The following is a 13,266-nucleotide window of genomic DNA, read 5'->3' as shown; positions in this document are numbered from 1 at the left end:
GTGTCTTCCATAGACCACTGAATTCTTCTTTTTTGTCACAAAACCATAACAAGCAAAGCCCAATAGCTTTATATTTCTCTAATCATTAATCCTAATTGCGCATGAATCAATTTAACAAGTTTGTATCCAGATCGTGTCTTGTAATGGCAACGGTCATACTGGCTGCCTGCTCTCCTGGCGAGAAGAAAGGCAGCGAAAGTTCATTTAGTGTACCGGTTGAATATTATAAGCTCGACAACGGCCTGCGTGTGGTGTTGTCTGAAGATCACACCGCCCCCACAGTTGTTGTAGCGGTATATTACAACATCGGTTTTCGCATCGAGCCGAAAGACCGTACAGGTTTCGCCCACCTTTTTGAACACATGATGTTTCAGGGATCGCAGAACCTGGGCAAGATGGAGTTTGTGAATATGGTGCAAAAGAACGGTGGCGTGCTGAACGGCTCAACCCGTTTCGATTTCACCAACTACTTTGAAGTGATGCCAGCCCACAAGCTTGAAACGGCACTGTGGGCCGAAGCAGACCGCATGAAAGGGCTCGCCATCACCCAGGAAAATCTTACCAACCAGCAAGGTGTGGTGAAAAACGAAGTAAAAGTGAACGTGCTCAATCAGCCTTACGGCGGATTTCCATGGCTCGATATGCCGCAGTATGCCAACGAGAACTGGTATAATGCCCACAATTTTTATGGTGACCTCGCTGACCTCGACTCGGCCAAACTGGAAGACGTAGACAAATTCTTTAAGACCTTCTATGCACCCAACAACGCCGCGATCTCTGTGGTGGGCGACTTTGATAAGGAGGAAGCAAAAAAATGGATCCAGCAATACTTCGGAGGCATCGCCAAGGCAGAGCTTCCGGCCAAACCCGATATTGCTGAACCCGCTCAGAACAAAGAGAAACGTTTCACCAAAGAAGATCAGCTGGCCAACAAACCTGCTATTGCCGTGGCGTACAAAATGCCTGACCGTAACACACCGGAGTATTTCGCGATGGGCCTGATCGATCAGCTGCTCGTGCAGGGCAGTGACAGCAAGCTCTACCAAAAGCTGGTACAGGAAAAAGGTTATACCGGAGGCGTGAGCGGTGGCATCAACTACCTCGGCAATATGTTCAACTACAACGGTCCGATGCTGTGGATGGCCGACCTCATTCACGATGCCAACGTTCCGGCTGACTCTATTCTCAAACAGGTAGATCAATCAGTGGCCGAGCTTGACAACGTTACACAAGAAGACCTCGACATGGCCATTGTCAAGATCCGCTCAAGCCTGTACGATAACCTGGGTGGTGTGTTCGGTGTGGGTCGCGCTGACCTGCTGGCATGCTTTGCCTTGTTTGACGATGACCCGGCGCGCATCAACAAACTCGAAGACGAGTTCAAGAAGGTTACGCCCGAGGTGATCAAAAAAACCGCGAGCGAGTACCTGCGTGCTACCAACCGCACCATTTTAATTGTAGAACCTAAAGCTGTAAATCAATGAGAACATCCTATAAATTTTTAAGCTGTGTTGCAGCAGCCTGTTTCCTCTCCTTCGCAGCGCTCGCGCAAAAGCAGACGCCGCCCGAAGGAGGCAAGCCACGCGATTTCCAACTTCCCGCCAAGAAGGTCGAAAAGCTGGGCAATGGTCTTTCTACCACACTGGTGCAATACGGTGCCATTCCTAAAGTGAATATCAACGTGATCATCAAAACGGGAAACATCCATGAAGGACCTAATGAAGTATGGCTCGGCGACCTGACCGGCAACCTGATGCGTGAAGGTGGAACCACCACGATGGACTTCAAGACCATCGCCAAAAAAGTTGCCGCCATGGGCGGTGAAGTAAATGTTTCTACGGGCCCTAATCAAATGACGGTCTCTGGTTCAGTGTTGTCAGAATTTGCGCCCGACCTGGTGAAGATCCTCGCCGATATTGTGATCAATCCCGCGTTCCCTGCCAGCGAAGTGGAGCGCCTCAAGAATGACCTCAAGCGCCAGCTCACCGTTCAGAAAAGTGTTCCGCAGAATCAGGCCACGGAAAAATTCAGGTCGATTATCTACAAAGACCATTCTTACGGAAGGTATTTCCCCACGGAAGAAATGCTTAACTCGTATACCCTCGACATGGCGAAAGGATTTTACGAAAAGAACATCGGCGCCAAACGCACTGTGGTGTATGCCGTTGGTAAATTTGACGAGGCCGCCGTGAAAAAGGCCATCGAAGAAGCTTTTGGAAAATGGAAAGAAGGTCCTGAAGTAGATTACCCGGTAGCCACACCGGTAAAGACCAACGAAGTAGCGATGATCGATCGCAAAGGCGCCCCGCAGACCACTGTGCTGCTGGGACTGCCAACGCTCGATCCCTCCAAACCTGACTACCTTCCGCTGCAGGTAACCAACTCGCTGCTGGGTGGTTCATTCGGGTCGCGCATCACTGCCAACATTCGTGAAAATAAAGGTTATACCTATTCACCTTTCAGCACTATCAGCTCGGGCTACCGTGTGGCCATCTGGTATGAGCAGGCTGATGTTACCTCGGAGCACACCGGTGCGTCGTTACAGGAAATTTCCAAAGAGATCAAACGTCTTCAGAATGAGCCGCCGTCGGCCGACGAGCTGAAGGGCATTCAGAATTACGAGGCGGGTATCTTTGTGCTGCAGAACTCAACACCCGGAGGTATTATCAATCAGCTCAACTTCCTCGACCTGCATGGCCTGAGTGATTCATATCTTACCGATCGTGTGAAGAACATCTATAATGTTACGCCGGAGAAGGTGCAGCAGATGGCGAAAGATTATTTCAAATATGAAGACATGACCCTAGTGCTAGTGGGTGATAAAAAACTGCTGGAGAAGCAGATCAAAGAACACCAGAATGCGCTGAAGGTGAAGTAACGATTTGTTTGAGTTATAAAAAGTCAGGTGATGAGCCTGACTTTTTTGTTTTCGGTGTGTTATCGTGAATGGTCCTGAGGCCTCTTGAATTACGAGCGTGCGTGATGTGCCAATGCATGCATCTAACGATTTAGAGTTCCTATGGCACATGAAATGCCAAAGACACAATATCCATGGGCTGCGCCCATGGATATTGACATTGAGGCCCTTCAGGCCTCTCGGTAACGCGGTGTCCCGAAAAACCGGAGGCACTGCTACGACTCCGAGACGCTTTGTGTAAATAAAAAAGTCAGGTGATGTGCCTGACTTTTTTATTTGGAGTTGTGAAGTCTCCTGAACTACGAGCGTGCAGGATGTGCCAAGGAATGCATCTCGCGAACGACCTATTCACCTTTTAGATTATCAACCAGATTGGTAAATGCTGCGCGAAGGGTTTGCGAGCCGATGGTGATCGCACCCAACAGCAGCAGGATGAGAATTCCTGTTAAGGCAAGGGTAACCCCGATCTCGGTGTGATAGGCGATGAGCTCGAGCCAGAGGTTGTTGATGAACCACGCTGCCGGAAGACCGATCGCGATGGCCACGAGCAGTATTTTCAGAAATCCTTTTGACAACAGTATGACAAGGGCCTGGTCAGAAGAGCCCAGCACCTTGCGGATGGAGATCTCACGCATGCGGGTCTCGATCGTGTAGGTGGCCATGCCCAGCAATCCGAGACACGAGATCATGATGGCGAGTGCGGCAACTACGCCGAGAACATCTACCAGGTCTCCGAACAGCGTATTGTAAAAGAGCTTGATCTCGGATTCCACCAGCTTGTAATCTACTTTGAGTCCGGGGTTTACAACGCTCCAGGCTTTTTCAATCGTCTTGCTCGCCGAGGCTTCTGTACCGGTGTATCGCACCTGCAGTAAGTTGGCACTGGAGTCGTGCCACATGAGCGCCAGCGGCCCGAGCTTGCTCATCAGCATCTGGTGGTTGTAGTCCTTAACAACTCCGGCAATCACTTTGCGGCTTGAGTCGGGCCGGTACATGACCTCTTCACCAACAGCCTCGGCCGCCGTTTTGAAATCAAGCGCCTTCACGGCCTCCTCGTTGATCACAATGAAATTTTTGTTGCTTTCGCCATTCGCAGCAGCAAAGAAGTTTCCGGCAACAAGCGCCACCTCCATGTTCTTCAGGTAATCTTCATCAACCAGGTAATAGCTGAAGCTGGTCCAGTCAGGGTCTTCCGTCTTCTTAAACTCATTGCCCCATTCCACGCCGGCGGAAGGAACATGCGAAGACGCCGTGACATTTTGAACATTGGGATATTTCAGCAGCTCGGATTTAAGTGCCTGGGCCGAAGTGTTGTTGAGCCTGATCATGATGTTGTCTTTCATGTTGAACCCGTAGTCTTTTGTGAGGAACAGCTCTACCTGCCTGTACATCACCAGGGCGGAAAGAATAAAGATCAGCGAGATGGAAAACTGAGATACCAGCAACGCTTTTCGCATGCCCATCTTCGAGAACAGCTTCACCGTGGTGAGACTTTTTAAAACTTTCACAGGCTGGAATCCTGACAGCACTACCGCAGGGAAAAAGCCCGCGAGAATTCCCACCACCGTGGCGAAAACCATGAATACCGCGAGCACCGCATAGTTGGTCTCGAAATTCCACATGAACACCCGCACCAGGGTTAGCTGCAGCAGCAGCGGTTTGATAAAGATCAACAAAAAGAAAGCGAGCACCAGGCTGCACAACGCCACCACAACCGACTCGGATAAAAACTGCATGAAGATCTGCCACCGCGCGGCGCCTGCCACCTTGCGCACCCCGATCTCTTTTGCGCGCCTTAAAGAACGGGCAATGGAAAGGTTGGTGAAATTAAAACATGAGGTGAGCATGATCACGGCGGCCAATCCGCTCAGGAAGTAAACGATCGCCCAGGGCAGAGACGGTCCGATCGGGTTGTTCACCAGCCTGCCAGGTGTCACATCGTTGATGCTTTGGAGGCGGAACTTCGCTTTAAAAACGTTGGGGTCTGTGACTGTGGCAATGTGTTGCTGATAGATCTTTTCGAAGTATGGCTCAACATCGCGAACCTCCCTGCCCTCCTCCAGCAGCACGTAGGTCCATCCGTTCCAGAAGTTCAGCCAGTCGTCAAGGCTTTTTCCAAATTTGCCTTCTGCTTCAAGGCTTTTTACGCTGGCCATGCTGCCGAGCGCTTCGAAGAAAATGTGCGACTTGTTTTCCGTCTCTTTCAATACACCCGTCACCGTGTAGGTGCCAACGCCTCCTACCTTGATGGTTTGGCCTATGGGATTTTCTTCATTGAACAGCTTGCTTGCAGCTTTCTGCGTGAGCACAACGGTGTAAGGCTCCTGAAGCGCGGTGCGTGGATTGCCGTATCTGAACTCGTACTCGAGCACGTCGAAGATCTCTGGGTCGGCGAAAAAACCTTTTACGGGAATATTCACATCCTGGTTCTCGAATTCAAGCCAGCCATTGCCGAAGCCGCGCCTGATCCTTACCACCTTTTCGAAACCGGTATAATTTTCAAGCAGCTCCTGCCGCAGGGTCATGGGCGAGCTGGCGTTATCCAAGCTGCTTCTGTCTTCGCCTTTTTCATTCACGGCGAAAGTATTGACCCTGAAAATACGGTTGCGTTTTGTGTTGTGGCGGTCATACTGCATCTGGTCGGCCACCAGCATAATGATGGCCATGCAGATGGTCATGCTCACGGCCAGGCCAAAGATGTTGATGGCCGAGAAGAATTTGTTGCGCACGAGGTTGCGTATCGCTACCTGGATATAATTTCTGATCATGATTGGAGGTTATAGAGACGGAATTACACTCAGCTATTTGTTCAGCTCCTTTTTAACGATGAAGTAATAGATCAGAAAGCCCAGCGAAACGGCCACGGCAAACAGACCATAGGGCAGGGATGAGCGTCTGTCAAAATCGATGTACTCCATGATAATCAGGGAGACGCCCGCAAAAAAAACGATCAGTCCCCATTTAAGAGAAGCATATTTGTTTTCTTCCGTGTGCTTTTTAAAGATCGCCTGCGCATCGTCATTGACGTATCCTTTATCGATCATTCTCTTTTTCAGGATATAGTCTGTCAGCGTTCGGGTAAAAAGAAGGATACCACCGGCGAAGCTTCCGATAATAGTGAGCGGCATGAGCACGTTTTTCAAATTTTCATCCATATACAGATTGATTAAATGTTAATTTTTGGGTTTTGCACGTGAGACACCACACCTGCCCCGGAATGTTGCAGCCGGATCAAAAAAACTTTGGGCCTGAAAATTTTTATACCTTTTCTGCAACATTGGGTGGACGATGCTTGTCAAACGCAATCAATGATTGATGACCGGATCCTGGTAAAGAATGTATTGGCTGGCGATATGCAGGCTTTCAGGCTTTTGATCAGGCAGCATGAAAAACTGGTGGCCCATATGATCGGCCGGCTGGTGAAAAAAGACGAAGAGCGGGAAGAACTGTGCCAGGATGTTTTTTTACGCGTTCATGAAAAGCTTGGAGAATTTTCGTTCCAGTCTAAGTTGTCGACCTGGATCGCCACCATTGCTTACCGGTACGCGATAAACCACCTGCGGAAGCAAAAAATACGGTTCGCAGACCTCCCTGACGAAGAAAGTTTCACCAAACACTTCATCGAGGAAACTGACCCGGAAAGCATTGTTGAGGAGGGCGATACCGACGCGTTTGTGCTGAAGCTGGTAGACGAGCTGCCGCCACAATACAAAACCGTGCTTACGCTTTATCACGTGGAGGGTATGACCTACCCGGAGATCTGCGAGGTTACACAAATGCCGGAGGGCACTGTCAAGAATTATCTTTTCAGGGCCCGCAATTTGCTGAAAGAAAAAGTAAAGAAGTATCTTGGTAAAGAAGAGCTGTTATGAACCATTACGAAGAAGAGCTGCAAAACAATATTGAAGCGGGGCGGCCCACAGCCGCAGACGATGTGGATGCAAAGGCCTACCGCGAAGTATTCCGTGCCCTCAGCGCGCCGCCCAAAACTTCTTTGTCCTCTGATTTTGCCGACAGGATCGTAGCCCGGATCGAAGAAAAGCAGAAACGCGAAAGTAAAAAAGATGTGATCTGGTTCGCTTCAGGCATAGGCGTGATGATTTTAGTCTTCGTAGCCACCATCCTGTATACGGGCTTTAAATTCGACCTCGGATTTTTAAATGACATGTCAGGATATGCAGGACTTTTCATCTTTGGCGCTGCCTTTATCCTGCTACTGAATATCCTTGACAAAAAGCTTGTGATAAAAAGCACAGCAAAATAAAGGGATTGTGTTCTCAGCCTTCATCTCCGAAAGGAGAATGCAGGTTTCCCGCAGATTGCGCAGAAAATAAATTCAACAACATCTGCGGTCATCTGCGGTCATCCGCGAGATCTGCGGGAACCAAACCAGCACATTAGTTTCTTATTTGAGCCCATCCCTTCAAGGTTTAACATGTAAACGGCGAAACGTCCGGAAGAGCATAGATTAGCAGTTGTCTGGTACTTTATTGGCGATCAAACGTCTGAAAAACCAGATCAAACACAGGCATGCAATGAAAGCATGATTTTTTTCATTTTCTGGCGAGCGGCAATATCGTATCATTGAGAATGAAAAAGTTTTTTATCCCCATTCTCACCCTGATCGTCAGCTTCTCTTTCGCACAGAAATACCAGGGCGATAGCTGGAACAAGATCAAAACCTCGGGCTCAGGCACACTGGCCGTGGTGTATTACGAGCAGCCCGGGCTCATCCAAAAAGGAAAAGATGGTAAAATGGAGGGCGTGTGTGTAGACATGCTTTCAGATCTTCAGAAGTTTGCAGAGACCAAACACGGCAAGAAGATCACCATTCAATATGTTGGCCAGGAACCGGAGTTCTCGGGTTTTCTGAAAGAGATCCAACATTCCGGCAACGTTCTGGGTGTTACCAACACCAGCATCACCGAAGAACGTAAAAAGATCCTGCAGTTCTCTCCGCCATTTATGAGCACCCAGCTTGTGCTGCTCACCAACAAGAATACGCCGAACATTAAAAGTCTTAAAGAGCTTTCAACGGTTTATTCGGGATTCACTGCACAGGTGATCACAGGCAGCACACACGTAAAGTACATCGAAGAGATCAAGAAGCAATATTACCCTCAGCTCACGGTTACGTATGCGCCTTCCAGCGAAAGCGTGATCAAAAACCTGTCGGCCAACCAACGTGTTTTCTCCATCCTTGATTTTACAGAATACATCGGTGTGGTAAGAAAGAAGATCCCTGTAAAAAGGCAGGAGGTTGAGCTGGGCAACCCGGAGCAGCTCGGCTTTATCATGTCGAAGCAAAGCGATTGGGGTCCGCTGTTTAAAGAGTTTCTCACAGAAGATTACCGCAAGAGTGTACGGTATAAGGAGATCATTGCCGAGAACCTGGGCTCGTCTTTCCTGAGCCTCGTTAGATAGAGTCCACAGTCGACAGTCCACAGCATTCCGGTGACTTGTCAACTGCTCGTGACATGAAGCTGGCGGCTCGTAGCCATAAATAAAAAATGCCACCCTTGTTCGGGGCGGCATTTTTATTGGAAACTAATTTCTAGTACACGAGGCTTTTTTCCATCATAAATTCTGCGATCTGCACGGCGTTGGTAGCAGCGCCTTTGCGGAGGTTATCGGCAACGATCCACATGTTGAGCGTGTTGGGCTGAGAGTCGTCTCTGCGCAGCCTGCCTACAAACACTTCGTCACGACCTTTTGAATTGATCGGCATCGGGTATACGTTGTTCTTGGGATCATCCTGAACAATAACACCAGGCGTGCTGGCAAGTGTAGCGCGTACCTCGCTGATGTTAAAGTCTTCGTAGAACTCAACATTCACCGCTTCAGAGTGGCCGCCGATAGAAGGAATGCGAACTGTTGTTGACGTAACGCCGATGGTCTGGTCGCCCAGGATCTTGCGGGTCTCGTTCACCATCTTCATTTCTTCTTTGGTATAACCGTTGTCAAGGAATGTATCGATGTGCGGCAGCGCGTTCATGTCGATCGGGTGAGGGTATACTTTCGGACCGTTGATGCCTTTGCGTTCGTCCATCATCTGCTGCACGGCATCTTTTCCGGTGCCGGTCACTGACTGGTATGTAGAAACCACAATGCGCTTCAGCTTGTATTTCACGTGCAGGGGCGCCAGGGCCATTACCATCTGAATGGTTGAACAGTTGGGGTTTGCAATGATGCGGTCATCAATGGTGAGCACATGGCCGTTGATCTCGGGTACAATGAGCTTCTTGGTGGGATCCATTCTCCAGGCTGAAGAATTGTCGATCACAATGGTGCCGGCTTCGGCAAACTTGGGAGCCCATTCAAGCGAAGTATTACCTCCGGCTGAGAAAATCGCAATATCCGGCGCCAGCTTCACAACTTCTTCCATGCCCTTGATCTTGTATTCCTTACCCTTGAAGGTAATTGACTGTCCTACTGATTTGGCGGAGGCTACCAAATACAGTTCATCAAACGGGAAGCTGCGTTCCTCCAGCACACTTAAGATTTCCTGGCCAACCAATCCGGTGGCGCCTACGACTGCGAGTTTCATTTTAATTTTGTAGATTAGAAATACAAAAATAGTGTTTCCCTCTCGCACTATGAACAACAGCAGGAAAATATCCTTGTGTTTTCGGCATAATCTCCGCCTGAAAACGATTACTATGCTTGTAACAGTTACAGGCATTTTCACCCAACAAGCGTTAGGTCAGGTTTCAGAAGATTTCTCCGATGGAGAATTCACGTCAAACCCCGCCTGGAGCGGATCTTCAGCACATTTCACGGTGAACGCTTTGCACCAGTTGCAGCTCATGAACACTGCCGCGGGCACATCGTATCTGTCTGTTCCGTTTTCATTTTCATCGGCACAAAACGTGCAGTGGGAATTCTTTGTGAAGCAGACCTTCGCAGGCTCTGCTTCCAACTTCGGCAGGGTTTACCTGGCCAGCAGCCAGCAGGACCTCACCTCGCCGTTGAACGGATATTATCTGCAGTTCGGGGAAGCCGGCACCAATGATGCGGTTGAGCTCTTCCGGCAAACAGGTACGAGTTCAGTCTCCGTATGCCGTGCAACACTTGCACAGATCGCCAGCGCTGTGAATGCGCGCATCAGGGTAACACGAAGTTATGCCGGAGCCTGGACCCTGTTCATCGATTATGTTGGCGGAATAAATTTCAATCAAGAGGCAACGGGTGTGGATGCCACCCATACTTCGGGTTCTTTCTTTGGCATCAGGTGCACTTATACCGTAGCCAATGCCACGCGTTTTTTCTATGATGATATTTCCATCGTCAGTCACGCCGTTCCCGATCTCCTTCCGCCAACAGTATCTGCTGTCAGCGCGCACTCTTCCACCACATTGGATGTTCGTTTTTCGGAGCGGTACGATCCACTGACGGCACAAGACCCACTGAACTATTTGCTTTTGGAAGGAAGTTTAAATCCGGTTTCTGTAACACAACAAGATGACGAGACCATCAGGCTGGCGTTTGCTGCACCTTTCAGGAATGGCTATTCGCAGAGGCTTGCTATGAAAGGTGTAAAAGATCTGGCCGGGAATGTGATGGCCGATACCACCACTAGCTTTACATTCTTTCAGCCAGTGCCGGCAGTCCATAAAGATATTGTGATCACCGAGATCTTCGCAGATCCGAGTCCGTCGGTTGGGTTGCCTGAAGCAGAATTCGTGGAGCTCTTTAATCGCAGCAGCGAGCCGTTTGATCTGTCAGGCTGGCAATTCACAGATGGGAGTACTACGGGAGTTCTTTCAACACGCATACTGCTTCCGGGGGAATACCTGATCGTTACCACTCCGGCTGCCCTCTCGGCGTTTTCAAGATTCGGAGACGTTATAAGTATTTCACCTTTTCCTTCGCTCAACAATACGGCTGACATTATCAGACTGAAAGATCCGCAAGGAAGAACCATCGACTCGGTAAGTTACTCGGCTGCCTGGTATCACCATGATGATAAGAAAGATGGCGGCTGGACTCTGGAACTGATCGATCCTTATGATCTGTGCAAAGAGGAGGCAACTAACTGGACGGCCAGTGTACAAGAAACCGGTGGAACTCCCGGTGTTCAGAACTCGGTGTTTGCTCACGTACCGGATCTGTCGGGCCCAAAGCTTGTTTCAGCAACAGCACTTGCCGCAGACCGGGTAAGCCTCACTTTTAATGAGAGGCTGGATGCGGCGTTGCCAGCGGTTACTAATTTTATCGTTGAACCGTTACAGGAAATTTTTTCTGTCTCCTTTGTTGATGAGAATCGTACCCACGTCGGCCTGGTGTTCGCCGGTGCGCTGGACTCAGCGAAGGCCTACACCATTTCTGTTAAGGATGTTTTTGATTGCCCCGGCAACATCATTCAGTCTGCGAACGCTACGGTATCGTTCAAATTGGATACAGTCCGGCCCCGCGTTGAATCCATCCGGGTTGTTTCTGCGCGAGAACTGATTGTCGAGTTCTCTGAAAAATTGAATTCAACATCAGCAGGCCAGACGGCCGCATTTTCAATTTCAGCACAGATCGTTATAACTTCTGCTGCGGTGTTACCCGATCAGTCATCCGTTCAGTTGATGCTTGCGCAGCCGTTGATCAACGGATATGAAAATACCATCGCCATTAACGGCATCACTGACCTTGCGGCGAATGAGATGCTGCCAGCGGAAAAGAAGTTCATGTTCTTTCAGCCTGTTGCCGCCGTCTACAAGGACGTTGTGATCACGGAGATCTTTGCCGATCCGGCACCAACCTACGGACTGCCCGAAGCGGAGTTTGTAGAAATTTTCAACCGTGGCGAACATCCATTCGATCTCAAAGGCTGGAACTTGTCAGACGGAAGTTCCGGTGCCACGCTTACGAACCGCATCCTGCTGCCACAACAGTATCTGATTCTGTGCCTTTCGGCAAAAACATCGCTGTTCATTTCTTTCGGCAGCGTGATGGGCACGGCGGTGTTTCCTTCGCTGAACAATAGTGGTGATGTGCTGATGCTGCGGGATGCCGCAGGAACGATGGTGGATTCCGTTCACTATGACGCAACATGGTATAAGGATAACGAAAAGAAAGATGGCGGTTATACGCTGGAGCTGATCGACCCTGACAATGTTTGTGCGGAGATGGAAAACTGGGTTGCCTCGGAGGATGATCGTGGCGGAACGCCCGGTGCACAGAACTCGGTTTTTGCCAGCAAGCCCGACCTCACCGGTCCGAAGCTCGTATCTGTTTTCCCCGCTGCCGACACGGTGTTATTGTTGCAATTCAATGAGAAGCTCGAAAAAAATTTGCCATTGACGGATAACTTTTCCATTACACCCACACATGCGGTAAAGCGTATTATGTTTGCCACCCAGGCGCTCACCTCCGTTTATCTCACGCTTGAAGAACCCATGCACAACGGCGTGAGGTATACGCTTACGGCAACGCGCGTTTACGACTGTGCGGGAAATGTTTTGCAACCTGACTTCAGCAGCGCCACTTTTGCTTTACCCGAAGTGGCAGACAGTGCCGATGTTGTGATCAACGAGCTCCTGTTCAATCCCCGCCCCACGGGTGTTGACTTTGCAGAGCTGTTTAACCGGTCATCGAAGTTCATCAACCTGAAACACTGGAAGCTGGGTAACTGGCGCGATGGATCGTTGGTGAATACCACAGCCTTGTTCGAAAATGATTTCCTGCTGGAGCCGCAAGCTTACCTCGTGCTGACCGAGGATGGAAATATTTTGAAAGGAGAATATCCCCGGGCGAAAGAAGAAACTTTTGTTCAGATCAATTTGCCTTCGTTCCCTGACGATGAGGGCTCCGCAGTGCTCACAAACGAAAAAGGGAAGATCATCGATGCCTTCTCTTATAGTGATCAACTTCATTCTGTTTTTTTTAAAGAAGACGAAGGTGTTTCGTTAGAACGGATCAGTGCCTGGACATCTGCGCATGAGGCTCAGAACTGGAAGTCGGCCAGTGCCGATGCCGGTTTTGCCACACCGGGTTATGCCAATGCCAACGCCAGGGCTGAAGGCGATGCCGATGGCGCCATCACCGTTGAACCGGAGATCTTTATTCCGCTCAGCGGCCAGCCAGACTTTGCCCAGATCAGGTACCATCTTGACCGTGGAGGGTATGTTGCCAACATCCGGATCATCGATGCGCAGGGAAGACAAGTAAAGCAGCTGGCCAACAACGAGCTGCTGGGTACAGAAGGTTTCTTTAGATGGGACGGTGATCTAGACAGCGGTCAACAGGCGCGGATCGGAGCTTATATGATATGGGTCGAAGTATTTGACTCAACCGGTGAAGTGAAAACTTTTCGAAAAAGGGTTGTCGTGGCCGGGGAATTCTGACATTCAATTTCCCGC

At 49.6% G+C, this 13,266-nt stretch carries 9 protein-coding genes; 6 read left to right on the top strand and 3 right to left on the bottom strand.

All coding sequences use genetic code 11. From position 1 onward, the window contains the following. Nucleotides 1-101: 101 nt before the first annotated feature. Nucleotides 102-1,484 carry a M16 family metallopeptidase gene (locus KK083_RS24190; protein ID WP_254168307.1) on the top strand — a complete coding sequence of 461 codons (1,383 nt, stop codon included), beginning with the start codon at nt 102-104 and terminating at the stop codon, nt 1,482-1,484. Then, nucleotides 1,481-2,878: a M16 family metallopeptidase gene (locus tag KK083_RS24185; protein ID WP_254168305.1), complete on the top strand. Its 1,398-nt coding sequence runs from the start codon at nt 1,481-1,483 to the stop codon at nt 2,876-2,878. The genes KK083_RS24190 and KK083_RS24185 overlap by 4 nt, the downstream gene beginning before the upstream one ends. A gap of 383 nt (nt 2,879-3,261) precedes the next feature. On the opposite strand, the gene KK083_RS24180 is transcribed toward KK083_RS24185, so the two are convergent. Further along, nucleotides 3,262-5,685 (bottom strand): ABC transporter permease, encoded by a 2,424-nt coding sequence (locus KK083_RS24180; RefSeq protein WP_254168303.1) that lies wholly within the window; start codon nt 5,683-5,685, stop codon nt 3,262-3,264. 33 nt (nt 5,686-5,718) lie between these two features. After that, on the bottom strand, nt 5,719-6,072 hold the full coding sequence (locus KK083_RS24175) for a DUF6249 domain-containing protein (protein WP_254168301.1): 354 nt from the start codon (nt 6,070-6,072) through the stop codon (nt 5,719-5,721). A gap of 153 nt (nt 6,073-6,225) precedes the next feature. On the opposite strand from KK083_RS24175, the gene KK083_RS24170 reads away from it, so the two are divergent. From KK083_RS24170 to KK083_RS24160, 3 genes are all read left to right on the top strand, one after another. Further along, nucleotides 6,226-6,789 carry an RNA polymerase sigma factor gene (locus KK083_RS24170; protein WP_254168300.1) on the top strand — a complete coding sequence of 188 codons (564 nt, stop codon included), beginning with the start codon at nt 6,226-6,228 and terminating at the stop codon, nt 6,787-6,789. Next, complete coding sequence (locus tag KK083_RS24165) at nt 6,786-7,181, top strand: hypothetical protein (RefSeq protein ID WP_254168299.1); 396 nt, start codon at nt 6,786-6,788, stop codon at nt 7,179-7,181. The genes KK083_RS24170 and KK083_RS24165 overlap by 4 nt, the downstream gene beginning before the upstream one ends. A gap of 326 nt (nt 7,182-7,507) precedes the next feature. Next, entirely contained in the window at nt 7,508-8,341 is an 834-nt protein-coding gene (locus KK083_RS24160) for a substrate-binding periplasmic protein (protein ID WP_254168298.1), read from the top strand. A 130-nt stretch (nt 8,342-8,471) separates the two neighbouring features. Here KK083_RS24160 and KK083_RS24155 read toward each other — a convergent pair whose 3' ends face one another. After that, nucleotides 8,472-9,464 carry an aspartate-semialdehyde dehydrogenase gene (locus KK083_RS24155; RefSeq protein ID WP_254168297.1) on the bottom strand — a complete coding sequence of 331 codons (993 nt, stop codon included), beginning with the start codon at nt 9,462-9,464 and terminating at the stop codon, nt 8,472-8,474. 112 nt (nt 9,465-9,576) lie between these two features. On the opposite strand from KK083_RS24155, the gene KK083_RS24150 reads away from it, so the two are divergent. Next, nucleotides 9,577-13,251 carry a lamin tail domain-containing protein gene (locus KK083_RS24150; protein ID WP_254168296.1) on the top strand — a complete coding sequence of 1,225 codons (3,675 nt, stop codon included), beginning with the start codon at nt 9,577-9,579 and terminating at the stop codon, nt 13,249-13,251. Nucleotides 13,252-13,266 lie beyond the last annotated feature (15 nt).

This window comes from Chryseosolibacter histidinae (assembly GCF_018598225.1).
Classification (GTDB): domain Bacteria; phylum Bacteroidota; class Bacteroidia; order Cytophagales; family Cyclobacteriaceae; genus Chryseosolibacter; species Chryseosolibacter histidini.
The sequence above is the reverse complement of the archived record's forward strand: the minus strand, read 5'-3'. Positions and strand labels throughout refer to the sequence as shown.